Genomic DNA, 23,116 nt, shown 5'->3' on the forward strand with positions numbered 1-23,116 from the left:
CCGGCTCCGCCGCCCGCACCCGGGAAAACCGGTTGCGGGCGCGCATCGCACCGTGGAAACCTGCCGGGGCGCTCGCGGCGGTGACCGGGAGCCTACGGCGAAACCCCTGTGGAGAGCGGTCTTGGGCTACATCGACGTCAACCAGGTCGGCCACACCCTGCCCGACGGCAGGGTCCTGCTGGACTCGGTGTCCTTCCGCGTCGGCGAGGGGTCCAAGACGGCGCTGGTCGGGGCCAACGGCGCGGGTAAGAGCACCCTGCTGCGGATCGTGCGCGGCGAGCAGCGCCCCCAAGGCGGCGCGGTCACCCTGGACGGTGAGCTCGGCGTGATGCCGCAGTTCATCGGGCACGTGCGCGACGAGACCACCGTGCACGAACTGCTGGTGTCGGTCTCCCCCGCCCCGGTGCGCGAGGCGCACGCGGACCTGGAGGCGGCCGAGGCGGCCATGATGGTCGACGACGGCGAGAGGACGCAGATGCGCTACGCCTCGGCCATCGCCCGCTACGGCGACGCGGGCGGCTACGACGCCGAGGTCGTGTGGGACCAGTGCTGCACGGCGGCGCTGGGCGTCCCCTACGAGCGCTGCCGGTGGCGCGAGGTGCGCACGCTGTCGGGCGGGGAGCAGAAACGCCTGGTCATCGAGGCCCTGCTGCGTGGCCCGGCGCCGGTGCTGCTGCTGGACGAGCCGGACAACTACCTCGACGTTCCGGGCAAGCGCTGGCTGGAGGAGGCGCTGCTGGCCACCCCCAAGACGGTCCTGTTCGTCTCGCACGACCGGGAGCTGCTGAGCCGGGTGCCGGATCGGATCGTCACGGTCGAACTGGGCGCCGCGGGCAACACGGCGTGGGTGCACGGGGGCGCGTTCGACACCTACCATGACGCCCGCCGGGAGCGGTTCGCGCGGCTGGACGAGCTGCGGCGGCGCTGGGACGAGGAGCACGCCAAGCTCAGGGCGCTGGTGGCCGTCTACAAGCAGAAGGCCGCCTACAACTCCGACATGGCCTCGCGCTACCAGTCGGCGCGGACCCGGCTGCGCAGGTTCGAGGAGGCGGGGCCGCCGCAGAAGCTGCCCCGGGAGCAGAACCTGCGGATGCGGCTGCGCGGCGGCCGGACGGGCAGGCGGGCGCTGGTGTGCGAGGGACTGGAGCTGACCGGGCTGATGCGCCCGTTCGACCTGGAGGTCTGGTACGGCGAGCGCGTGGCGGTGCTGGGCTCCAACGGGTCGGGCAAGTCGCACTTCCTGCGGCTGGCGGCCGGGGGCGGCAGCGATCCGGAGTCGTCTGTGCTTTCGGAGTCAGCGCTGTCGGAGGAGGACCGGGCGAAGGTCGCGCCCGTGGAGCACAGCGGCACGGCACGGCTGGGCGCGCGGGTGCTGCCGGGGTGGTTCGCGCAGACCCACGAGCACCCCGAGTTCGCGGGGCGCACGCTGCTGGACATCCTGCACCGGGGGCAGGGCACCCGCCGGGGTGTGCCCCGCGACGAGGCGGGGCGGGCGCTGGACCGCTACGAGCTGGCCCGGGCCGCGGAGCAGACCTTCGACACGCTCTCGGGCGGTCAGCAGGCGCGGTTCCAGATCCTGTTGCTGGAGCTGTCGGGGGCGACGATGCTGCTGCTGGACGAGCCCACGGACAACCTGGACGTGGTGTCGGCGGAGGCGCTGGAGTCGGCGCTGGAGGCCTACGACGGCACGATCCTGGCGGTGACGCACGACCGCTGGTTCGCGCGCGGGTTCGACCGGTTCGTGGTGTTCGGCGCCGATGGGGGCGTGTACGAGGCGCCGGAACCGGTGTGGGACGAGGGGCGGGTGCGCCGCGAACGGTAGGGGGCTCGGAACCGGGAGCGTGTCACACCGAACCGGCGAGGACGCGGGCTTGGCGTGCGGGCGCCACCGGGGAGCACCGGAACCGCTGCGGGTGGGGACCGAGAGGTGCCGGAACCGGTGTGCCCGCGCGGGTCATGCGCGGTGAGCACCCCCGGTCGGGGCGGCGACCGGGTACGGCACCCTGGTCTCGGACCTGCCCGCGCGGATCATGCGCGGCGAGCACCGCGGGTAGGGCGGTGGCCGCGAAGGTTCGGCGCTCCGAACTCGCCAAGACGCAGGTCAGGGACCTCCCGTCACACCGGGGACACTTTCGGTCGGCCCGCTATCCGACGGGCAGTTCGATGTCGATCAAGGCCGAGCACTCCTCCAGGCAGCCGCCCACGGTGAGCGTGCCGCCGGGCTCGGCTCCGGGGAAGAGGAACACGGCGTGGGTGCCCTCTCCGCCGTCGAGCGCGTAGCGCCCCGCCGCCTCGCTCGTCCGGAGTTCGCCGCCCCCGCCCTGTCCTCCCTCGCCTCCGCCGCCGACGTAGGAGGCCTGGAACAGGTCCAGGCTGACCCTGTCGGCGGTGGTGAACTCCACCGTCACCTCCAAAGGTTCGTCGGAGGCGGCCCGGTAGGCGGTCAGCAGCCGGGCGCGCACCCCCTCGGACTCGTCCGTCACGTCCTCGGCGACCAGCAGGCCGGGGCCCGGATCGCGGCCGTCCACGCGAAGGTCGGCGAGCAGACCGTCCTCGGCGGTGAAGCTGCCGTAGGCGACGCAGACCGGTTCGGTGTCCGGGTCGCCGCCGGGGCACAGCTCGTAGCCGTCCGGGGTGTGTCCGACCTCGGCGTCCGGGGCGGGGCGGCCCCCGTCGGCTCGGGCCTGGGCGATGGCCGTCTGGTGGAGCAGGTGGGCGCGGGCGGCGGAGTCCTCGGCGGTGCGGGGCAGCCCCTCGCGCATCCGCCCGGGGTCCCCGGTCCGGGCCAGGGAGTCCATGTAGTCCGCGACGGTCCGGCCCGACGCCGCCACCGCGCGCGCGTCCTCCGCACCGGTTCCGGCGAGGGGTCCGTGCGGGGAGGGCCCGCCCCGGGGCTCGGCGCTCGGGGCCGCGGACCGCTCAGGTCCGTGCGGCGCGCCGTCGGCGTCCGGCTGCCCGGGCCGGGGCCCGGGCAGGGCGGTGGGGTGGAGCGGCCACCCCTCCCCCGGGGCGGCGTCCGGCGGCGCCCCGCAGCCGGAGGCGACGATCATGGCCAGGGCCGCGGCGGCGGCCAGCCTGGTCGGCGTCATGTCCGTTCCCTTCCCCCGTGAGGACCGGCGGCCAGCCGAGCCTACGGCCGGGAGGCGTCAACACGGGGGTCGCGCGGCGTAAGGACTTCTTGACACGGGGCGGGGACCGTCCCGGGCCCCTACCGACCCCGGGGCAGCGGGGAGGCCGATCCCGGTACCGCCCGGGCCGCGACGCGAACCACCCCGCCCACGCCGCCCCGGCCGGAACGCGACGAGGGCCGCACGGCGCGGACCCCGCTCCCCCGGCCAGGGCTGCCCGGGTCGCGGGAACCGACCGCACGCCGTGCGGCCCATCGGTCAGGGACGCAGCACGACCGGGAACTCCCTCAGGCTGGTCACCGAGAGCGCGGACTGCACCCGCAGCTCCTCGTCGGGGACGGCCAGCCGCAGGTCGGGGAAGCGCTCGAAGAGCATCGGCAGGATGATCCCGGCCTCCAGGCGCGACAGCGGCGCCCCGGGGCAGATGTGCGGGCCGTACCCGAAGGTGATGTGGCGCCCCTTGGTGCGCTGCGGGTCGAAGACGGACGGGTCCGGGTCCTCGCCGAACTCCGCGCGGTCGCGGGTGGCCGCGCCGTAGTGCGTCATCAGCGCCTCGCCCTTGCGGATGGTCTGTCCGCCGACCTCCACGTCCTCGGTGGCGAAACGGAACATCATGACGTTGTTGGGCGGGTCGTAGCGCAGCGTCTCCTCCACGACCTGCTCCCACGTGACCTTGTCCGCCTTGAGCAGGGCGAACTGGTCGGGGTGGGCGAGCAGGGCGCGCACCACGTTGTTGAGCAGGTTGACGGTGGTCTCGTGCCCGGCCGCCACCACCGTCAGCAGGGTGATGGTGACCTCGGTGTCGCTGAGGGAGTCGCCGTCCTCCCGGGCCCTGAGCAGGTCGGTGGTGAAGTCGTCGTGCTCGTCCAGGCTGGCGCGCTTGCGGGCGACCATCTCGGCGAAGAACTGGAACAGGGCGCCGTAGATCCGCAGGTGCTCGCCCTCCTCGGTGGTGCCGGAGAAGAGCTTGGCGTACATCTCGCCGAGCTGGGCGTACTCGGCCTCGGCCACCCCGTACAGTTCGCCGATCACCCCCATGGGAACCCGGAAGGTGAACTCCGACTTCAGGTCCAGGGGTTCGTGCGCGCGCGGCTCCAGGGCGTCCAGTGCCCGGGCGGTGATCTCCTCGATGCGCGGGCGCAGGCGCTCCACCCGGCGCGCCGAGAACGGGCTGGCGGTGAGCCTGCGCATGCGCCGGTGGGCGGCGCCGTCCTGGGCCAGCATGTTGGAGCCGTCGGTGGGGATCGTGCCCATCAGCGGCCAGCCCTCGGGGACCCGGCCGCTCTGGTAGTCGTCCCAGTGGTCGACGCTCTTGACGAACCGGGGGTCGTTGAGGGTGGCGCGGCTGACCTCGTGGTGGGTGGTGGCCCAGGCGCGGACCCCGCCGGGGAGCTCGACCCGGGTTACGGGTCCTGCCTGGTGGAGGCGTTCGCGGTCGGCCTGCACGTCGTCGGGGACGGCGTGCACCAGCGGGATTCCGTCGGGGGTGTGCTGGACGGGGCAGGGCATCACAGGACTCCTTGCGGGGGTGTGGGGGTGAAGGCGACCGGCAGCGAGACGACTCCCCGCACCCAGGGCGAGGGCCGCCAGCGGACCTCCTCGGCGGGGATGGCCAGTTCGACGTCGGGCAGGCGGTCCAGCAGCACCTCCACCGCCGTGACCGCCATGACCTCGGCGATCCCCTGCGCGGCGTGGGGGCAGCTGTGCTCGCCGTGGGAGAAGGACAGGTGGGCGTGGTTGCCCCGGACGGCCGAGGAGCGCTCGCCGGTGTGCAGCCGCGGGTCCTTGTTGGCCGCGGCGTAGCCCAGCAGGAGCAGGTCGCCCCTGCGGATGACCCTGCCGTCCAGCTCGACGTCGCGGGCGGCGAAGCGCCCGGCGTTCATCTGGGACGGGGAGTCCTCCCACAGGACCTCGGCCAGGGCCTCGCGGACGCTGCTGCGGGCGCCCGCCATGGAGGCGGAGAAGCGGTCGTCGGTGAGCATCAGGCGCAGCGCGTTGCCGATCCACTCGGAGGTGGTCTGGTGGGCGCCGCCCAGGACGGCGACCAGTTCGGCGATCAGGTCGGCGTCGCCGTAGCCCGCCGGGTGGGCGATCATCCGGGACACCACGTCGGGTCCGGGTTCGGCGCGGCGGGAGGCGACGAGCCGGGTGAACTCGGCCACGATCTCGACGTGGGCCCCGACCGCGTCGGGACCGGCGTCGAACATGGTGCCCATCAGGGTGGTGACCGCCTCGCCGCGGTCGTCGTCGAGGCCGTACATCCAGCACAGGACCAGGGACGGGAGCCGCTGCGCGTAGTGCGTGCGCAGGTCGGTGCCGCTGGAGGCGCAGAACCCGTCGACGAGGCGGTCGGCCAGGCGTGCGGTGACCGCGCGCAGCTCGTGCGGGTCGGCCCCGTTCAGGGCGTCGTTGACCGCGGCGGTGCGGCGCCGGTGCTCCTCCCCCTCGGCGGACAGCAGGTTGGGCTGGGGCGCGAGCACCGGCAGCAGCGGCCAATCCCGCGGCACCCGGTCCCAGGCGTTCCAGCGGCGGGGGTCGCGCGCGAACACCTCGGGGGTGTTGAGGACGTGGTGGAGCTCGTGGTAGCCGATGACCAGCCACGCGGGGACGTCGCCCTCCATGAGCACGGGCACCACGGAACCGTGTTCGGCGCGCATGGCCCGGTAGGAGCCCTGGGGGTCGGCGTTGAAGCCGGGGTCGTACAGCCGGACGGGGTCGGCCACTCTCGGTCCTTTGGGAGAAGGGGGCGGGCGGCCGTCGGCTCGGCCGTCGGGGACGGGTTCGGGGCCGTCTCCGGGGTTGCGGGGGCACCGGAGGCGGGCCCGAGGGGATCGCGGGCCGGGTTCGGCCGACGCGTCAGGGACGCAGCAGGACGGGCAGCTCCCGGAGGCTGTTGACGATGATCGAGGGGTGGTGGCGCAACTCCCCGTCGGGGACCGCCAGCTCCAGGTCGGGGTAGCGCTCGAAGAGCATGGGCAGGGCGATCCGCCCCTCCATGCGGGCCAGGGTGGCTCCGGGGCACACGTGCGGCCCGTACCCGAAGGAGATGTGGCGGCCCTGGGAGCGGGTGAGGTCGAAGGCGTCGGGGTGGGGGTCCTCACCGTGCTCGGCCCGGTCGCGGCTGACCGCCCCGTAGGAGACCATGAGCGCCTCCCCCTTGCGGATCGTGCTCCCGGCGGCCTCGACGTCCTCGGTGGCGAACCGGAAGATCATGTTGGAGGTGGGCGGGTCGTAGCGCAGCGTCTCCTCCACGACCGCGTCCCAGCCGACCTTCCCCTCCTTGACCAGGGCGAACTGGTCGGGGTGGGCGAGCAGGGCGCGCACGGCGTTGCACAGCAGGTTGACGGTGGTCTCGTGGCCCGCGGCCACGGTGACCTGGAGGGTGCCGCGCACCTCCAGGTCGGTGAGGGAGTCGCCGTTCTCGTCCGCCCGCAGGAGGTCGCTGGTCAGGTCCTGCCCGGGGCGGGCGCGCCTGTCGGCGACCATGTCGTCGTAGTACTTCTCCAGGGTGGTGTAGACCCGCATGAACTCCTCGGGGCCGGTGACCGAGGAGAAGAACTTCACGTACAGCTCGCGCAGGTGGTCGAATTCGCTCCGGTCCACCCCGTACAGCTCGCCGATGACGTTCATCGGCAGCCGGAAGGCGAACTCCGACTTCAGGTCCAGGGGTTCGTGCGCGCGGGGCTCCATGGCGTCGAGCAGTTCGGCGGTGAGCTCGCTGACGCGCGGGCGCAGGCGCTCGACGCTGCGCGCGGAGAAGGCCCGGGCGGTGAGCAGGCGCAGCCTGCGGTGCTCGGCCCCGTCGGTGCCCAGGAGGTTGGTGGGGGTCGGCGGGATAGTGCTGAGCAGGGGCCAGGCCTCGGGGATGCGGCCGCTCTGGTAGTCGTCCCAGTGGGCGACGTCCTTGACCAGGCGGGGGTCGGTGAGCAGCGCGCGGGCGGCCTCGTGGTGGGTGACGGCCCAGGCGGTCACGCCGCCCGGCAGTTCGACCCGGGTGAGGGGTCCCGCGGCGTACAGGGCCTCGCGCTCGGCGCGCAGGTCGGTGACGTGGGGGTCCAGGACCAGGGCGCCGTGGGGGTCGTGCTGGACGGGGCAGGGCATCAGTTCGCTCCCAGGGGCGGTACGGGGGTGAAGGCCACGGGCAGTGAGGCGACGCCCCGCACCCAGGGTGAAGGGCGCCATCGCAGCTCGGAGGGGTCGACGGCCAGTTCGAGGTCGGGCAGCCGGTCCATGAGGACCTCGATGCCGGTCACCGCGACGACCTCGGCGATCTCCTGGGCCGGGTAGGGGCAGGAGTGCTCGCCGTGGGAGAAGGACAGGTGGGCGTGGTTGCCCCGGTCACCGAGGGCGGGGCCCGCGGAGCGCACACGCGGGTCGGTGTTGGCCCCCGCCAGCCCGAGCAGCACCATGTCGCCCCGGCGGATGAGCTGTCCGCCCAGCTCCACGTCGTGGGCGGCGAAGCGGCCCGCGTGGACCTGTGTGGGGGTGTCCTCCCACAGGACCTCGTTGAGGGCCTCCCGGGCGCTGCGGCGGGCGCCCGCGAGGGAGGAGGCGAAGTGGTCGTCGGTGAGCATCAGGCGCAGCGCGTTGCCCAGCCACTCGCCGGTGGGCTGGTTGCCGCCCCCGAGCAGGACGACCAGTTCGGGGACCGCCTCCTCGTCGGTGTAGCCCGCCGGGTGGGCGAGCAGGCGCGAGACCACGTCGGGTCCGGGCTCGGCGCGCCGCCGGGCGACGAGTTCGGTCATGGCGGCCAGGAGGGCGCGCTGGGCCTCCAGTGCCCGGGCCCCGCCGTCGATCATGGTGGTCATGAGGGAGGAGACGTGGTCGCCGCGCTCGTCGTCCAGGCCGTAGAGCCAGCTCAGCACCAGGGCCGGCAGGCGGGCGGTGTAGGAGGGGCGCAGGTCCGTCCCTGCCGAGGCGCAGAACCCGTCGACGAGGCGGTCGGCCAGGCGCGCGGTGACCGCCCGCAGCTCGTGCGGGTCGGTCCCGGCCAGGGCGTCGGCGACCGCTCCGGCGCGCCTGCGGTGCGCGTCCCCTTCCGAGTACAGGACCGTGGGCAGCTGCATCACCAGCGGCAGCAGCGGCCAGTCCGGCGGCACCCGGTCCCAGGCGTTCCAGCGGTGCGAGGCGCGCGCGAACACCTCGGGGGTGTTGAGGACGTGGTGGAGCTCGTGGTAGCCGATGACCAGCCACGCGGGGACGTCGCCCTCCATGAGCACGGGCACCACGGAACCGTGTTCGGCGCGCATGGCCCGGTAGGAGCCCTGGGGGTCGGCGTTGAAGCGGGGATCGTGGAGGCGGACCGGGGAGGTCCCGGTGCCGCTCACCGGACAGGTCTGGGTACCGCTGACCGGGCGGGTCCCGGGGCCGCTCACCGGGCGGCTTCCTTGACCAGGGCGCGGACGTGGCCGACCAGCGCGATGAGGACCTGCTTGGCCGAGTCGCGTGCGCGCGCGTCGCAGCGCAGCAGCGGTACCGAGGCGTCCAGGTCCAGGGCGGCGCGCACCTTCTCCAGGCTGTGCTCGGCCTCGCCGAAGTCGTTGTGGGCCACGACGAAGGGGGTGCCCTGGGCCTCCAGGCGGTCGATGGCGTAGAAGGAGTCCTCCAGGCGCCGGGTGTCCACCAGGACCACCGCGCCCAGGGCTCCGGAGAAGAGGCGGTCCCACAGGAACCAGAAGCGCTCCTGGCCCGGGGCGCCGAAGACGTAGAGCACCGAGGCGGCGTCCAGGGTGATGCGGCCGAAGTCGAAGGCGACGGTGGTGGCGCGCTTGGACTCCACCCCGTCCACGTCGTCGACGCCGTGCCCCGCCCGGGTCATGGTCTCCTCGGTGCTGAGCGGGCGGATCTCGCTGACCGAGCGGACCAGGGTGGTCTTGCCGACCCCGAAGCCGCCCACGACCGCGATCTTGAGGGCGTACTCGGCGGTGTCGGGCAGCGGGACGCGGGCGGTCTCGCGGGCGCGGTCCGCCGGGGCGGGCGGGGAGTCCGGGAGCGGGGCCGAGGGGGGATCAGAGGTTGTGGAGTGCAACGAGGACCTTCTCCAACACGTCCGGGGAGGCGAGGGGGTGGGCCGGTGAGGGCGCGGGGCGGGGGTGGCGCGCGGTGGCCAGGCCGGTGTCGAGCAGGTCGGTGACCAGGATTCGCACGATCGCCACGGGCAGCCGCAGGTGGGCGGAGATCTCCACCACCGCCGTCGGGCCGCGGCACAGCCGCAGGATCCGGGCGTGCTCGGACTGCATGCCGGGGGTGGGCGCGCTCTCGGCCACGATGAGGGTCACCGCGTCCAGGGAGTCGTCGGCCCCGCTGCTGCGGCCCGAGGTGATGACGTAGAGGCGGTCCGGACCCTCCTGCTGGTGCGGGCGCGTCATACCGGTCCGGCTCCGGCGCGGGGCGGGGTGGTCAGGTGCTCGCCCATCTGCTCGACCAGCTCGTTCATGTTGTGGCCGACCAGACCTGGTTCGGCCTCCTCGGAGGTGATGACGGCCAGGTGGGCGCCGTGTCCGGCCTCGACGATGAACAGCAGGCCGCCGTAGAACTCGGCCATGGCCTGGCGGACGCCGCCCGCCCCGTCGCCGAACTCCACCGAGGCGCTGTGCGCCAGGCTCTGCACCCCGGCGGCGATCGCGGCGAGGTGGTCGGCGCTGTCGGCGCGCAGGCCGGAGCTGTGGCAGAGCTTGAGCCCGTCGCGGGAGAGCACGAGGGCGTGGCGGGTGCCGGGCGTGCGTTCCAGGAGGCCTTCGAGGAGCCAGGTCAGCGTGTCGAGGTCCATCATGCGTCCTTGTCGTTCGGGCCGCGCACCGCGGAGCGGAACTCGCCGAAGCCCCTCGCCACGGCGGCGGGGTTGCTCCTGCGGGGTGCGGGCCTGGTGTTCTCGGCCGCCGCGAGGGTCCGGCCGCGGCGGCGCCGGGGCAGTCCGTCCACGTCCTCCGCGGCGGTCTCCGCCGAGGCCGGGGGGATCGCGGCGGGTGTGGGGGCGGTGCCGGGTTCCCGTGCGGCCCCGGGCAGGGACGCCGAGGAGTCGGGGACCACGGGCTCGGGGAGGGGTTTGACGAGCTTGCGGGGCAGCAGGAGGACGACCGCCGTGCCGCCGCGCGAGGAGGAGCGGAAGGACACCGACAGGCCGTAGCGGTGGGCGATCTGGCCGACGACCGACAGGCCCAGGCGGGTTCCGGAGATGGCGGCCAGGTCCAGGCCGTTCTCGACGGTGCGGCGGGCGCGGCGCAGCGCCTCCTCCCCCATGACCAGGCCGCCGTCCTCGACCATGACCGCGATTCCGGCCTGGACCTCCTCGACGTGGACGTGCACCTCGGCGGTGGGCGGGGAGAACCTGGCGGCGTTGTCCAGGATCTCGGCCAGGGCGTGGATGACGCCCTCGGCGGCGAACCCGGCGACCGCCTGGGTGGAGGCGTTGTGCACGCGGACGCGCTGGTAGGCGCCGATGCGGGCCATGGCGCCGCGGACGACGCTCTCCATGCCGATGGCCCGGCCCCAGCGGCGGCCGGAGCGGGCCCCGGTGAGGACGGCGATGCTGTCGGCGACGCGTCCGACCTGGGCGGTGCTGTGGTCCAGGTGCATGAGGTCGCCGAGGACGTCGGCGCCGGTGTCCCCGTCGCCGTGGCGCTCCTGCATCCGGCGCAGGTCGGCGAGCATGGTGGTGCTCAGGGCCTGGACGCGTCCGGCGGCGGTGGCGCAGGCGGCCATGGCGGCCGAGCGGCGGCGTTCGGCGGCGGCGATCTCGGTGGCGGCGGCCCGCAGGACGGCGTGGCCCCCGTGGTCGGCGGACAGGGGCAGGGCGCGCAGGGCGGTGTCTGCGGAGTCGCCCGCGCGCAGGCGCCGGGCCAGGAGCGGCAGGTGCTCGTCGGCCAGGGAGGCGGTGTCGGCGCGCAGCGCGTCGAGCCGGGCGCCCAGGTCCCGAATCCGCCGGGCGCGCCGGTCGAGCAGCACCGCGAGGACCAGCAGGAGCAGGAGGGGGACCGCGGAGGCGGCCAGGACGGGCAGGGTCCGGGCCTCGGGCGCGGCCCACAGGGGCACGGCCCAGAAGGGCAGCGCCGCGAGCGGGAGGAGGAGCCAGCGCGGCGCGGACGGCGACGCGGGCACGGCTCCTCGGGGGAGGGGGGTCTCAGCAGTCATGGGGCTCCACGTCCGGCCGCGCCGTCGCTCCTGGTTCCGGCACGTGAGGACGCACCGAAGGGGACATTTCCGGCACGATGTGCACATCCAAAGGAAGGGGATTAATTTCCCCGACCTACGCTTTTCGGTACACGGCGAGTCAACATACCACCAGACACCTCGGGCGGCCATGTCGGCACAATGGAATCCTTATCGCACACGGGGGACGGAGAGCCGGATTCCCTACCACAGCACGGATTCCGGAGAGTGATAATCAGCGGGGCGGGAACGTCCGACCTTTTCCGGAAGCCATTGTCGGGCGCACGCCTTTTCCAGTCGTGAACTGCGGGAACCGCACGGCGGCGGGCGCGGAGGGAAGCACGGTGAGGGTGGACACAGTGTGACGGGCGGGGTCGGTGCGAGGCTGCCCCGCGGCCGCGGGTGGCCGGGAGCGGCCGCGGGCGTCGGCGCGGAACTGGCCTGAGTCGGCCACGGGTCCGGCCGGGGCGGACGCCGACCGGCGGGGCGCGCGAGCGGAACGGGTGCCGACCGGAGGGACTCCGCCGCTGTCGATTCGGCCTCGGGGGCGCGTTCCCGCCCCCACCAGGCAGGAGGGGGCACCGGGAGGGCGAAAGCGGGGGATTTAGCGGATGTTTTTCGTCCCCGGCAGGCGTATATAGAGACACACCCGAAACAGGCAGCCTGGAGTGCCCCAGGTCACATGTGCCACACTCAGCGCACCGGACGATGTTTTGGGATCGGGGTGGCCCCCGGACGCCGGAGGTGGTTCGACCTCAGGTCAGCGGGGAATCTTGACGTGGACCGACGCGTTACACCCCGCGAGACCGCACAAGCGCCTGGAGGCACCCACACGATGGCCGAGCGAGCACTTCGCGGCACCCGGCTCGGGGCGACGAGCTACGAGAACGACCGCAACACCGACCTGGCTCCGCGGCAGGAAGTCACCTACGACTGCACCCGGGGCCACCGCTTCTCGGTCACCTTCGCGACCGAGGCAGAGATTCCCGCCGAGTGGGAGTGCCGTTTCTGCGGCGACCGCGCCCTGCGGCGGGACGGCTCCGGCGAGGAGCCCAAGAACGCCAAGCCCACGCGCACCCACTGGGACATGCTGCTGGAGCGCCGGAGCATGGAGGACCTGGAAGAGGTCCTCGCCGAGCGCCTGGCCCTGCTCCGCGCCCGCCGCCGCGAGGAGGCGGCCAAGGTGGAGGAGATCGCCAGGCAGCGGCAGAGCGCCTGAGCACCCGCGACACACGGGGGCGGCGGACACGGTCCGCCGCCCCCGTCGTCGTATCGACCCCCGGAAACACCCGGACCGCAGGAGTGATCCTGCTCGCAGTGCCGTCGTGGGCGCCCACGACGGCACTGCGAGCAGGATCACCGAGGGAGAACCGCGGGAGGGCGGCGTGCGCCCCTCCGCGGCGTCCCCGGCGCGGACGCCGGTCCCGCTGGAAGCGCTAGTCCCGCTGGAAGGGGTCGCGGGTGATGCCCACCAGCTCTTTGACCGACCCGATCACACGGGTGGGGCGGTAGGGGAACTGCTCGGCGGTCTCGCGCTCGGAGATGCCCGAGAGCACCAGCACCGTCTGCAGGCCCGCCTCCAGACCGCTGAGCACGTCGGTGTCCATCCGGTCGCCCACCATCAGGGTGTTCTCCGAGTGCGCGCCGATCCGGCGCAGCGCCGACCGCATCATCAGCGGGTTGGGCTTGCCCACGAAGTAGGGGCGGCGGCCGGTGGCCTTCTCGATCAGCGCGGCGACCGCACCCGTGGCGGGCAGCGGGCCCTCGGCGCTGGGACCGGTCTCGTCGGGGTTGGTGGCGATGAACCGCGCGCCGCCGCGGACCAGCCGGATCGCGCGGGTTATGGCCTCGAAGCTGTAGGTGCGGGTCTCACCGAGCACCACGTAGTCGGGGTCGCGCTCGGTCATCACGTAGCCGACGTTGTGCAGGGCGGTGGTCAGGCCGGACTCGCCGACGACGTAGGCCGACCCGTTGGGGCGCTGGGTCTGGAGGAACTGGGCGGTGGCCAGGGCCGACGTCCAGATCGACTCCTCGGGGATGTCCAGGCCCGAGCTGAGCAGACGCGCACGCAGATCGCGGGGGGTGTAGATGGAGTTGTTGGTCAACACCATGAACGGAATCCCGTTCTCGCGCAGCTCCGCGATGAGCTCGTCCGCGCCCGGGATGGGGTGCTGCTCGCGTACGAGCACGCCGTCCATGTCGAATAGGTAGTTCCACTCGTTGCTCACGTGCCCATTGTGCCGTCAGGGGGAGGGAGCACGCCATTCCCACCCCCTGGTAGGCGAGCACCCTCACACCGGTCCGGTCCCGGCCGCGGGCGAAGGCGCGGCGGGCGAAGGCCGCCCCCGGGCTCAGATCGGCGGCCAGGGCACCGCGGGCCAGTCCGGCGCCGGGTAGGGGTGGATGCCGTGCCGGATGAGCAGATCCACCCGGCTGCGCACCGCGTAGGCCTCCGGTCCGGTCAGGTGCCGCGCCAACTCCTCGGACAGGGCGCTGTCCGCGTCGGCGAGCTGGTCGCGCACCGACCCCAGGGCCTCCAGGGCGTCCTGGGGCAGCGGCTGGCCCTGCCACTGCCACAGCACGGTACGCAGCTTGTAGTCCTCCGCGAGGGAGACCCCGTGGTCGCAGCCGTACAGGTGCCCGCCGGGGGTGGGCAGCAGGTGGCCGATCTTGCGGTCGGAGTTGTTGATGACCGCGTCGAACACCGCCATGCGGCGCAGGTCGGTGTTGTCGGTCTCCCGTGCCAGGGCGACCAGGTCCACGGTGGAGTCGCCGTGCACCCACAGCTGCACCATGCCCTCGCCGAACGGGCCGTCGCGGTGCACGGTGGGCGGGACGATCCCCCAGCCCAGGGCCTCGGAGACGGCGTGGGCGCTCACCTCGCGCCCGGCCAGGGTCCCGTCGGGGAAGTCCCACAGCGGCCGCTCCCCCGCCACCGGCTTGTACACGCAGGCGGCCGAGCGCACGCCGTCGGAGACGGTGCAGTACAGGGTGGCGTTGGAGGCGGCGGTCAGCCGCCCCTCAACGGTGATCTCGCCGGTGCGGAGCAGGTCGAGCCCGACGGCCGGGCTGAGGCCGTCGAAGGCGTCGGCTGTGTCCCTCATCGCGGGCCCCCGGGTCTGCGCGCCCGGCGGCCCGCCGCTGGTGTGCTCATCGGCGTGCTCAGACGAGGCTGTCCGGTCGGTAGCCGTTCTGGCGTACGCAGATGTGGCCGTTGGGGTCGAGCGGGCGTCCGCACAGCGGGCAGTCCGGGCGTCCGGCGGCGACCACCTTCAGCGCGCGTCCGGCGAAGGAGCGCGCAGCGCCGGGGGTGAGGTAGACGCGCAGGACGTCGCGGTGGGCGGGGGCCTCCTCGGCGAAGACCTCCAGCTCCTCCTCGTCGTCCTCCAGCAGGTCCTCACCGGCGGTCTCGTCGATCTCCTGGGCCTCGATGATGACGCGGGCGGCCTCGGCGTCCCAGGCCAGGGCCAGGGTGCCGACCCGGAAGTCCTGCTCGATGGGCTGCTCCAGGGGAGCGTCGTCCTCGGGCGGAGCGGTGTCCTCCGGCGGGGAGCCGAAGCGCCGGTGCACCTCTTCCAGTAGTTCCTCGATACGGGTGGCGAGCGCCTCGACCTGCGCCTTCTCCAGGACCACGCTGGTGATGCGCCCCTCGCCCACGGCTTGGAGGAAGAAGGTGCGGTCTCCCGGCTGGCCCACGGTCCCCGCGACGAACCGCTCCGGCGGATTGAACTGAAAGACGGGCATGCCAAGAACCTTACGGGATGCGGGCCTCCCGGTGCCAAACCTGCCGGACGCGCTGGTGGGCCCGGGTGGGGCCGAAGGGCCGGGCGCCGGGCGGGTGCGCGCCGCGCCGCGGTGCCGTGGTCTCGGCCGTCGAGGCCGTCGGTCCGTCCCCGCGGAGCGGGCCGCCGCACCGGCCCCCGTGGGCCGCCGAGGTCTCCCGGCGGCCCGTCGGAGCCGGGCGGGACGCACGGGGGGCGAGTCCCGGCGGCCCGCCGACGCGGAGGCGGGACCCTCAGGGGGCGTCGGCGGCGGTCTCCTGGGAGCCCGCGCCGCCGCCCACGGCCGCGTCGCCGCTGGCCTCGGCGGGGGTCGGCAGGCTCGCGGTCAGGCTCTCCCCCGTGTCGTTGAGCTTGTTGAGGAAGGGACGGGTGCGCGTGTAGGTGATGGAGGTGACCGAACAGGGGTCCACCCGCAGCCGCTGGAACAGGTCCAGGTGCATGCCCAGGGCGTCGGCGACGACGGCCTTGATGATGTCGCCGTGGCTGCACACCACGTACACGGGCGGGTCCTGGGGCGCGGACGGGGCGCCCGGGGGCGAGGCCTCGGACGGGGCGCCCGGGGCCGGGTCCTGGGGCGGCGCCGTGAGCAGGCGGGCGTTCCAGTCGCGCACGGCCGCGACCGCGCGGGCCGAGGACTCGGCCAGGGCCTCCCCGCCGGGGAAGCGCGCGGCGCTGGGGTGGTCCTGCACCACGCGCCAGAGGGGTTCGTCGGACAGTTCGCCGAGGCCGCGGCCGGTCCAGGAGCCGTAGTCGCACTCCACGAAGCGCTCGTCGGTGGTGACGGGGACGCCGAGCTGCGCGGCGACGGCCTCGGCGGTCTCCTGGCAGCGTTCAAGCGGGCTGGAGATCAGGGCCGCCGGTCGCAGCCCGGTGAGCCGACCGGCCAGGTGCGCGGCCTGGACGCGGCCGGTGTCGTTGAGGTGGACGCCCTCGGCGCGCCCCGCCAGGCGGGGGCCGGTGGCGTCGGTCATCCCGTGCCGGATGAGGAGGAGGGTGACCGCCTCGGGTGCGGGCGGTGGGGGCGGAGTGTCCTGGGGTGCTGCGGGTGTCGCCATGGTCACAGGGTAGGCCCGTGGCGGACGGGAGGGCAGGACCCCGGCCGCGATCGCGGGAACGGTGTCCGGCCAGGGCGAACTGTCCGGCCTCGTCGATGACCCCGGCCGCGGTCGCGGGAACGGTGTGCCGCGGCGGGCGCGGCCGATCCGGGCCACCAGGTTCGAGGAGCCCGTTCGCGGAGCCGGAACACGGGCGCGGGCGCGGCGAACTCCCCGGTCACGGCCGCGTTCGGGGGGAGCGGCGGGGGTGTGCCCGAAGGACGGCGTCGGACGGACGCGGTACTCTCCGCCGCATGGAACAGCGACAGGTGGGCAGATCAGGGCTCTGGGTCTCTCGTACCGCTCTCGGCACGATGACCTGGGGCAAGGACACCTCCGAGGAGGAGGCCGGGCAGCAGCTCACCGCGTTCGTCGACGCGGGCGGCACGTTCGTGGACACCGCGGACATCTACACCGGCGGCCAGAGCGAGCGCATCCTGGGGCGCCTGCTGCGCGCCTCGGTGCGCCGCGAGGACGTGGTGGTGGCCACCAAGACCGGCCACACGCCCGACGGCTACCGGCCGGTGGACGCCTCCCGGCGGCACCTGCTGGCCTCCCTGGACGCCTCGCTGAGACGCCTGCAGACCGACTACGTGGACCTGTGGCAGCTGCACGTGTTCGACCCCTCCACACCGCCCGAGGAGTCGCTGGCCGCGATGGAGACGGCGGTGGCGGCGGGCAAGGCGCGCTACGTGGGCACGGGGAACCTGGAGTCGTGGCAGTTCGCGACCCTGGCCACCTGGCAGCGCGCGCGGCCCGGGAGCGTGCCCCTGGTGAGCGTGGGGACCGAGTACTCGCTGCTCAACCGGGGCGCCGACCACGGCCTGCGGCCCGCCGCGGCGGTGTCCGGGGCCCACCTCATCGCCTGGTCGCCGCTGGGCCGCGGTGTGCTCACCGCCAAGTACCGCAACGGGACTCCGCCGGACTCGCGGGCGGCCTTCCCCCACATGGCGCCGTACGTGGAGCCCTACCTGGACGACCGCAGCCGCCGGGTGGTGGAGTCGGTGTGCACGGCGGCCGAGGGCCTGGGCGTGTCGCCGCTGGCGGTGGCGCTGAGCTGGGCGCGCGACCAGGAGGGCGTGGCCGCGGCGGTGGTCGGTCCGCGCACCCTCGCGCAGTTGGAGGAGATCCTGGGCGTGGAGGGCGTGGAGCTGCCGCCCAAGATCCGCGACGCGCTCGACGACGCCACGGCGCGCTCCGAGCGCTGACGTTCCTCCCCTCGTCTGCGCTCCCCCTGCCCCTCCCCCGCCGGCGCTCCCTCGGTGTCCATGGAAACGGGGCGCGACCGTCCTCGGCGGCCTCTCGGGGCGCTTCCTCCCCCGGGCCGCGCGAACCGGCGACGCCCGTGCGGTGACCGCGCCCGCCCCACCCGTGCGATGCGTCCGCGAACGGTTTCACGGCGGGCAAGTCCACAGGCGGGCCCTCTCCACCCCGGAACCCACGCGCGGGGAACGCGCGGAGCGGCACCGACCGGCGGCGACGCCCCCGGCGCACGCGCACACGGGAGCCGCGCACGCGGGGGACGCGATCCGGCGCTGAAGGGTCGGCCGTGGCCGCCCCCCGGCGCACGCGCACGCGGGGGACGCCCCACCGGCCGCCCGGCTTCCGGCCGGGCCCGGTCAGCCCCGGGTCGCGGGCGGGATCGGGAAGTTCTTGTCGAACACGTTGTGCGGGTCGTACACGGCCTTCAGGGCCCGCAGCCTGTCCAGGGTGGGCTCGGGGAAGGCCTGCGCGAGCACCTCGGGCCCGGTACGGGTGTCGAAGCTCAGGTACATGCCCTCCAGGTGCTTGTCCAGGTCCGCCCACCGCTGGTCCATGCGCACGGCGCTGCGGGTCGCCGTCATGGCCGCCAACACGAAGTTCTGCGACCGGTGGGCGTAGGCGGTGGCGTCGGCCGCCAGGTCGTTGACCGCGCCGCCCACCTGTCTGAGCTGCATGAACATGACGTCGCCCGAGTTGAGCAGCCCGGCCAGGCCCTCGGCCGCGTCCGGGGTGACGTGGTGCAGCAGACCCGAGCGCGCCTCGGGCAGACCGTGGCCCTGGTGGGGCCCGTCGGGTCGGACCAGGATCGCGGGGTAGGGCGAGAGCTGGGCGCGCTGGTCCAGGACGGGGCCCACGGACAGGAAGGGCTCCAGCGCCCGCACGGCCAGGTCGGTGTCCTCCCCGGCGTAGACCACCATGGCCTGGGCCGCCGGGCCGCGCCCGCCGCGCGCGGGGCCGGTGGTGAGGAAGGCGGTGACCTCGCGCGGCGCGGCCTCGGCGACCTCGCCCCAGGCCCGGAGGAAGGCGGCGGTGTCGGTCGCGTCGTAGACGAACTGGCCGAGGACCACGTCGCGCACCGGGGCGGCCGTGGCCTCCACGGCGGTGAGCACGCCGAAGTTGGCGCCCGCGCCGCGCATGGCCCAGAACAGGTCGGGGTGGTGGTCGGCGTCGGCGCGCACGAGCGTTCCGTCCGCGGTGACCACCTCGACGGCGGTGACGTTGTCGATGGTCAGGCCGTGGGCGCGGGACATGTAGCCCACGCCGCCGGTGGTGGCCAGGCCCCCGACGCCCACTCCCCCGTGGTCGCCCGAGCTGAGCGCCAGGCCGTGGAGGGCGAGGGTGTCGGCGACATCGCCCCAGCGGGCCCCGGCGCCGAGCCTGACCAGGCCGGAGTCCGCGTCCAGCACCTCGGCGCCGTTCATCCGCGACAGGTCCACGACGACGCCGCCGTCGCCGGTGGAGCGTCCGCTGATGCCGTGGCCGCCGCTGCGCACGTGCAGGTCGGCGTCCTGGGCGCGGGCGTGGGCGAGGGCCTCGGCGACCTCCTCGGCGCTGCCGGGGCGCAGGACCAGGCCCGGTGAGCCCTTCTGCATGTAGCCGTGGCGGACGCGGGCGTAGGCGCGGTCGCCGGGTTCGACGGCGTGCTCACGCAGGCTCTCGGGGACGCCGTCGTAGTCGATGCCGGAGCGGCGCGCGGCCAGGGAGGCGGCGGCGCGGGCCGGGCCGGTGTCGGTGCCCGCGTCGGCGCGTTCGCGGTCCACGGCCTCGCGCAGGGCGGGGGCGACCTCGGCGCCGAAGGTCTGGATGGTGCGCGGGTCGTCGGTGCCCACGATGAACGTGGAGTAGCCGTGGTCGAGGACCAGGGGCAGCAGGTCGTCCACCCACTGCTCGGGCGGGCCCTGGAGGAAGTCCTTCCCGGTGGGCAGGAACGCGATCTGGGCGAGGTTGAGCATGCGGCGGACCTGGCGGGGGTCGCGCCCGGCGGCCAGCGCGGCCTCGTCGATGGTCCGGTGGGCCCCGGCCATGTCCTCCAGCTTGAGGTAGCCGAGGCTGGGCAGCCAGCCGTCCGCCTTCGCGCCGACCAGGCGCAGCATGCGGGGCTTGTAGGCGCCCAGGCTGATGCCGATCTCGTGGGCGGGGGCGGGGCCGCGCTTCATGCCGCGCACGCGGTGGTGCTCTCCGTTGACGCGGACGCCGCCGCGGGCGTCGGTGTCCCAGGCGGCGCGGATGACGTCGATGCCCTCGCTGAGCGCGTCGACGGCCTGGCGCGGGGTGAGGCGCTTTCCGCCCATGCCCTCGATGCCGTCCCAGAACGCTCCGGTGCCCAGGGCGAGTTCGAAGCGGCCGTGGGAGAGCAGGTCGAGGCTGGCGGCGGAACGGGCGAGCATCGCGGGCGGGCGCAGGGGCAGGTTGAGGACGTTGGCCGACACGCTCAGGCGCGTGGTGCGCGCGGCCACCCAGCTCAGCAGGGTCCAGGTGTCGAGGAAGCCGGGGTTGTAGGGGTGGTCCTGGAAGGTGGCCAGGTCCAGTCCGGCCGCCTCGGTGAGTTCGGCGAGCGCGACGGTGCGGTCGGGGTCCTGCGCCGCGGGTGTGATGAAGGTGCCGAACCTCAGGGGGTGTCCGTAGTCGGGCATTGGGTTCTCTCCTCGGGAGGAAGCCGGAACTAGTTTGTCGAATCAACGATGTTGGCAACAACTTATCTTGTGTGCCACCTATTCCTGGTAGCCTCGGAGCATGGCACTCCCCACTCCGAAGCCCGGCCGGACCCCGGCCGGGAACGCGGGCCCGGACACGGACCCGGGCGCGGACCCGGTTCCGGGACAGGACACCAACCTGGGCTGGTCGCTGGCCGTGCTCCTGCGCCGGTGGCACGAGCGGGTGGAGGCGGTCCTGGACGACGTCCCGCACGGCAGCCGCGGCTACCACGTGCTCACCGCGGTCTCACTCGGCGAGCCCCCCACGCAGGCGGCCCTGGCCGAGCGGCTGCTCATCGACCGCAGCGTGATGACCTACCTCCTCGACGACCTGGAGGAGGCCGACCTCGTGCGGCGCCGGGTGGACCCCGGCGACCGGCGGGTGCGGCGGGTGTGCGCCACCGCGCACGGCCACGAGGTGCTGGCCTCGCTCAGCGAACGCGTGCGTGAGGCGGAGGAGCACATCCTGGCGGGACTCGACGCGCCCGCGCGCGAGCTGTTCCGCCGGATCGCCCAGCACGCGGCCGTCGCCGTCCAGGAGTCCTCCCCCACGACCGACCCGTGCGCGGCCGTGCGCCAGGTCGTCGGTCCGGACGACCCGGTCGGGAGGCCGGTAAAGCGGGAGGGGCGGCGCGGGCGCGGGAACCGGGCGAAGCGGGAGTAGTGGGCGGGCCGGGGGCGCTCCCGGGGTCGGGGAGGTTTCCGGGGCCAGGGCGTTCCGGGGTCGGGGGGAGGCTCCGGAACGCGTCCGGGAGACGCGCGGAGTTAGGGCGAACGGCGCGGACGACGGCGACCGGCCCGGACGACGGCATGCGACGGCGGCCGGGGCGGGCGGCGGCGGGCGCACCCCGGAAGCCGGAACCGAGCGTCGTCGCCAGTCGATAGGCTCCCCCAGAGTCCGTGAACCGTATGACGAGGGGAACCGCCCGAGGTGTCCGAGGCAGAACAGGTCAGTGCCGTCCTTGACCGGATGGGCGCGCCGGGCGCCCTGGCGCCACGGCTGCTGGGCGTGCTGGGGCCGGGGGCCGCAGCCGCGCTGGACGCGAACCCGTGGCTGCTGCTGCGCCTGCCGCAGGTGACCCCGGAGCAGGCCGACTTCTGCGCCCGCAGGCACCTGGGCGAGGCCGCGCGGCCCGGCGACCCCCGGCGGCTGGCGGCGCTCACCGGGCACGTGCTGCGCATGTCCGCCGCGCGCGGGCACACCGTGGTCGAGGAGAAGAAGCTGGCCTCGGTCGTGGGCGGGTTCGGGGTGGCCGATCCGGCCGCCGCGCTGGAGGCGGCCGTGGCCGACGGGAGCGCGGTGGTGCTGGAGAGCACCGACGAGGACGACGACGAGGATTTCGACTTCAGCGAGGGCGGGGTCCCGGACCTGCCCGACACCGAACTGTTCTACGCGTTGCCCGAGGTGGGGCACGCCGAACAGCGGCTGGGCGAACAGCTGCTGCGGCTGATCGGCGGCAACGAGCCGATCATGGACTCGATGACCGCGGGCGAGACGGTGGACGCGGCCGTGGAGCAGGGCGGGTTCACCATCTCGGAGCGCACGCGCGAGGCCGTGGTGACGGCGACCCTGCGCCCGGTGACGGTGCTGCGGCACGGCCCCGGCGACGCCGCGGAGATCGCGCGGGCGCTGGTGTGCCTGGACGCGATCGCCACCGACAGCCAGGTGGGGATCGCGGTGGCGGCACCGACCGCGCAGGCCGCGGCGGCCGTCAACGCCGACCTGGCGCGGGTCCGCGGGGAGCGGGCCGTGGGCGCGGGTTCGGAGGGGGCGCGGGCTTCCGGGGGTGCCGGAGGGGCACCTGAGGCCGGGATTGCCGAGGAGATCCGGGGTGCCGGGGAGGACGAAGCGGCGCGGGGGGACGAGGTCGCTGCCGCGGCCTCGGACGAGCAGGGAACGTCGAGGACTCCGGTGGCTTCGGAGGCACAGGAAACCCCGCTGACGCAGGGGGCTTCGGGCGAGCAGGGGTCCGAAGAGGCTGACGAAGCGCGGGAGAACCGGGAACAGCCGGAACAGCCGAGCCAGCAGACACAGCAGGGCCAGGAGGGAGTTGGCGAGGACGTTCAGTCCCCCGTGCGGGCGGTGTCGCTGCCCGCGCTCCTGGCGCAGGCGCCGCTGAAGGCCGGTCTGGTGGTGCTGTGCGAGGCGATGTCGGTGGGCGCGGCCCGTGCCGCCGAACTGGCTTCGGTGTGTGCGGACGACGCCCACCTGGTGCTGCTGGCCGACCCGAACCAGGCGCCCTCGGCCACGCCGGGCCAGGTGGTGGTGGACATCGCCGCTTCGCGGACCGCGCATGTGGCCGAGGTCGCCGACGACGACGAGCCGGGGCCGATCGCGGAACTGGCGGCGGGCGTGGCCTCGGGCGGAGTTCCCGAGGTGGAGGCGCCCGGACGCGAGGTGGTGCGGGTTCCGGCGGCGTCGGCTGAGGAGGCGGTGCACCGGGTGGTGCAGCTGGTGACGGACTCGATTCCGCGCGCGTTGGGGATCGGGGCCGAGCACGTGCAGGTGGTGACCGCGCGGGAGGACGGCCCGGCCGGTGCGCGGGCGGTCAACGCCGCGTGCAAGGAGAGGCTGAACCCGGGGCCGGGTGCGCACGGCGGATTCGACGTGGGCGACCGGGTGCTGTTCACGGCGGAGGGCCCCGGCTACGGGCCCGGTGACACCGGCCATCTGCGCGAGGTGGACGGCGGTGCCGTGGTGGAGCTGGTCGGCGGTGGTCGGGTGAAGGTGACCGACCCGGCGGCGCTGCGCCCGGGCTGGGCGGTGACGGTGGCCGCCGCACACGGGGGCCGGTGGCCCGCCGTGGTGGCGGTGTTCCCGCCGGAGGTGCCGGTGTCGCGGCCGCAGGCGTACACGGCGCTGACCCGGGCGACGCGGCACGTGTCGCTGGTGGACGCGACCGGCGGCGGGCTGGAGACCGGTGTGCGGGAGAACGCGGCGAAGGAGCGGACGACCCGCCTGGTGAGGATTCTGCGCGAGGGGTAGACCCGCAGTTCGGGAAGCACGC

19 protein-coding genes are annotated in these 23,116 nt (G+C 74.4%); 5 read left to right on the forward strand and 14 right to left on the reverse strand.

The window, feature by feature from the left end:
* Positions 1-121: 121 nt before the first annotated feature.
* Positions 122-1,822 carry an ABC-F family ATP-binding cassette domain-containing protein gene (locus tag ACSTA4_RS18735; RefSeq protein ID WP_444960415.1) on the forward strand — a complete coding sequence of 567 codons (1,701 nt, stop codon included), beginning with the start codon at positions 122-124 and terminating at the stop codon, positions 1,820-1,822.
* Positions 1,823-2,144: 322 nt separating this feature from the next.
* Here the strand turns inward: ACSTA4_RS18735 and ACSTA4_RS18740 are convergent, their stop codons facing one another.
* The 9 genes from ACSTA4_RS18740 to ACSTA4_RS18780 all read right to left on the reverse strand — a co-directional run bounded on the left by ACSTA4_RS18740 (position 2,145) and on the right by ACSTA4_RS18780 (position 11,258).
* Complete coding sequence (locus ACSTA4_RS18740; RefSeq protein WP_444960416.1) at positions 2,145-3,089, reverse strand: hypothetical protein; 945 nt, start codon at positions 3,087-3,089, stop codon at positions 2,145-2,147.
* Positions 3,090-3,386: 297 nt separating this feature from the next.
* Complete coding sequence (locus ACSTA4_RS18745) at positions 3,387-4,637, reverse strand: cytochrome P450 family protein (protein WP_444960417.1); 1,251 nt, start codon at positions 4,635-4,637, stop codon at positions 3,387-3,389.
* Positions 4,637-5,851 (reverse strand): cytochrome P450, encoded by a 1,215-nt coding sequence (locus ACSTA4_RS18750; protein WP_444960418.1) that lies wholly within the window; start codon positions 5,849-5,851, stop codon positions 4,637-4,639. The genes ACSTA4_RS18745 and ACSTA4_RS18750 overlap by 1 nt, the downstream gene beginning before the upstream one ends.
* A 133-nt stretch (positions 5,852-5,984) precedes the next feature.
* The gene (locus ACSTA4_RS18755; protein ID WP_444960419.1) at positions 5,985-7,229 is read right to left on the reverse strand and encodes a cytochrome P450 family protein; all 1,245 of its coding nucleotides are present in this window, start codon (positions 7,227-7,229) and stop codon (positions 5,985-5,987) included.
* Positions 7,229-8,455 carry a cytochrome P450 gene (locus ACSTA4_RS18760; RefSeq protein ID WP_444964208.1) on the reverse strand — a complete coding sequence of 409 codons (1,227 nt, stop codon included), beginning with the start codon at positions 8,453-8,455 and terminating at the stop codon, positions 7,229-7,231. Before ACSTA4_RS18760 ends, ACSTA4_RS18755 begins: the two co-directional genes overlap by 1 nt.
* 44 nt (positions 8,456-8,499) lie before the next feature.
* Positions 8,500-9,156, reverse strand: a complete 657-nt coding sequence (locus ACSTA4_RS18765; RefSeq protein ID WP_444960420.1) for a GTP-binding protein — start codon at positions 9,154-9,156, stop codon at positions 8,500-8,502.
* Positions 9,137-9,496: a DUF742 domain-containing protein gene (locus tag ACSTA4_RS18770; protein ID WP_274973820.1), complete on the reverse strand. Its 360-nt coding sequence runs from the start codon at positions 9,494-9,496 to the stop codon at positions 9,137-9,139. Before ACSTA4_RS18770 ends, ACSTA4_RS18765 begins: the two co-directional genes overlap by 20 nt.
* Positions 9,493-9,897, reverse strand: a complete 405-nt coding sequence (locus ACSTA4_RS18775; protein WP_013153774.1) for a roadblock/LC7 domain-containing protein — start codon at positions 9,895-9,897, stop codon at positions 9,493-9,495. The genes ACSTA4_RS18770 and ACSTA4_RS18775 overlap by 4 nt, the downstream gene beginning before the upstream one ends.
* On the reverse strand, positions 9,897-11,258 hold the full coding sequence (locus tag ACSTA4_RS18780) for an ATP-binding protein (RefSeq protein WP_444960421.1): 1,362 nt from the start codon (positions 11,256-11,258) through the stop codon (positions 9,897-9,899). Before ACSTA4_RS18780 ends, ACSTA4_RS18775 begins: the two co-directional genes overlap by 1 nt.
* 853 nt (positions 11,259-12,111) lie before the next feature.
* Between ACSTA4_RS18780 and ACSTA4_RS18785 the strand changes: the two genes are divergently transcribed.
* A complete protein-coding gene (locus tag ACSTA4_RS18785; RefSeq protein ID WP_013153776.1) occupies positions 12,112-12,495 on the forward strand; it encodes an RNA polymerase-binding protein RbpA in 384 nt (127 codons plus the stop codon).
* A gap of 217 nt (positions 12,496-12,712) precedes the next feature.
* Here ACSTA4_RS18785 and ACSTA4_RS18790 read toward each other — a convergent pair whose 3' ends face one another.
* From ACSTA4_RS18790 to ACSTA4_RS18805, 4 genes are all read right to left on the reverse strand, one after another.
* Positions 12,713-13,504, reverse strand: a complete 792-nt coding sequence (locus ACSTA4_RS18790; RefSeq protein ID WP_235432201.1) for an HAD-IIA family hydrolase — start codon at positions 13,502-13,504, stop codon at positions 12,713-12,715.
* 123 nt (positions 13,505-13,627) lie between these two features.
* Positions 13,628-14,380 carry an SCO1664 family protein gene (locus tag ACSTA4_RS18795; protein WP_212643797.1) on the reverse strand — a complete coding sequence of 251 codons (753 nt, stop codon included), beginning with the start codon at positions 14,378-14,380 and terminating at the stop codon, positions 13,628-13,630.
* Between the two features lie 58 nt (positions 14,381-14,438).
* The gene (locus tag ACSTA4_RS18800; protein WP_274973824.1) at positions 14,439-15,020 is read right to left on the reverse strand and encodes a DUF3090 domain-containing protein; all 582 of its coding nucleotides are present in this window, start codon (positions 15,018-15,020) and stop codon (positions 14,439-14,441) included.
* Positions 15,021-15,291: 271 nt separating this feature from the next.
* Positions 15,292-16,113, reverse strand: a complete 822-nt coding sequence (locus tag ACSTA4_RS18805; protein ID WP_444960422.1) for a histidine phosphatase family protein — start codon at positions 16,111-16,113, stop codon at positions 15,292-15,294.
* A 293-nt stretch (positions 16,114-16,406) separates the two neighbouring features.
* On the opposite strand from ACSTA4_RS18805, the gene ACSTA4_RS18810 reads away from it, so the two are divergent.
* Entirely contained in the window at positions 16,407-17,360 is a 954-nt protein-coding gene (locus ACSTA4_RS18810; protein ID WP_444960423.1) for an aldo/keto reductase, read from the forward strand.
* Positions 17,361-17,771: 411 nt separating this feature from the next.
* On the opposite strand, the gene ACSTA4_RS18815 is transcribed toward ACSTA4_RS18810, so the two are convergent.
* Positions 17,772-20,048 (reverse strand): LLM class flavin-dependent oxidoreductase, encoded by a 2,277-nt coding sequence (locus ACSTA4_RS18815; protein ID WP_444960424.1) that lies wholly within the window; start codon positions 20,046-20,048, stop codon positions 17,772-17,774.
* Between the two features lie 100 nt (positions 20,049-20,148).
* On the opposite strand from ACSTA4_RS18815, the gene ACSTA4_RS18820 reads away from it, so the two are divergent.
* Both ACSTA4_RS18820 and ACSTA4_RS18825 read left to right on the forward strand, forming a co-directional pair.
* Positions 20,149-20,772: a MarR family winged helix-turn-helix transcriptional regulator gene (locus ACSTA4_RS18820; protein WP_444960425.1), complete on the forward strand. Its 624-nt coding sequence runs from the start codon at positions 20,149-20,151 to the stop codon at positions 20,770-20,772.
* Positions 20,773-21,039: 267 nt separating this feature from the next.
* A complete protein-coding gene (locus tag ACSTA4_RS18825) occupies positions 21,040-23,094 on the forward strand; it encodes a helix-hairpin-helix domain-containing protein (RefSeq protein WP_444960426.1) in 2,055 nt (684 codons plus the stop codon).
* Positions 23,095-23,116: the final 22 nt, after the last annotated feature.

It is taken from the genome of Nocardiopsis sp. M1B1 (genome assembly GCF_052466615.1).

Coding starts and splice junctions, on each gene's coding strand:
- ACSTA4_RS18815 (WP_444960424.1), bottom strand. CDS start 20,048: ATGCCCGACTACGGACACCCCCTGAGGTTCGGCACCTTCATCACACCC.
- ACSTA4_RS18810 (WP_444960423.1), top strand. CDS start 16,407: ATGGAACAGCGACAGGTGGGCAGATCAGGGCTCTGGGTCTCTCGTACC.
- ACSTA4_RS18805 (WP_444960422.1), bottom strand. CDS start 16,113: ATGGCGACACCCGCAGCACCCCAGGACACTCCGCCCCCACCGCCCGCA.
- ACSTA4_RS18795 (WP_212643797.1), bottom strand. CDS start 14,380: ATGAGGGACACAGCCGACGCCTTCGACGGCCTCAGCCCGGCCGTCGGG.
- ACSTA4_RS18785 (WP_013153776.1), top strand. CDS start 12,112: ATGGCCGAGCGAGCACTTCGCGGCACCCGGCTCGGGGCGACGAGCTAC.
- ACSTA4_RS18820 (WP_444960425.1), top strand. CDS start 20,149: ATGGCACTCCCCACTCCGAAGCCCGGCCGGACCCCGGCCGGGAACGCG.
- ACSTA4_RS18775 (WP_013153774.1), bottom strand. CDS start 9,897: ATGGACCTCGACACGCTGACCTGGCTCCTCGAAGGCCTCCTGGAACGC.
- ACSTA4_RS18800 (WP_274973824.1), bottom strand. CDS start 15,020: ATGCCCGTCTTTCAGTTCAATCCGCCGGAGCGGTTCGTCGCGGGGACC.
- ACSTA4_RS18740 (WP_444960416.1), bottom strand. CDS start 3,089: ATGACGCCGACCAGGCTGGCCGCCGCCGCGGCCCTGGCCATGATCGTC.
- ACSTA4_RS18755 (WP_444960419.1), bottom strand. CDS start 7,229: ATGCCCTGCCCCGTCCAGCACGACCCCCACGGCGCCCTGGTCCTGGAC.
- ACSTA4_RS18745 (WP_444960417.1), bottom strand. CDS start 4,637: ATGCCCTGCCCCGTCCAGCACACCCCCGACGGAATCCCGCTGGTGCAC.
- ACSTA4_RS18780 (WP_444960421.1), bottom strand. CDS start 11,258: ATGACTGCTGAGACCCCCCTCCCCCGAGGAGCCGTGCCCGCGTCGCCG.
- ACSTA4_RS18770 (WP_274973820.1), bottom strand. CDS start 9,496: ATGACGCGCCCGCACCAGCAGGAGGGTCCGGACCGCCTCTACGTCATC.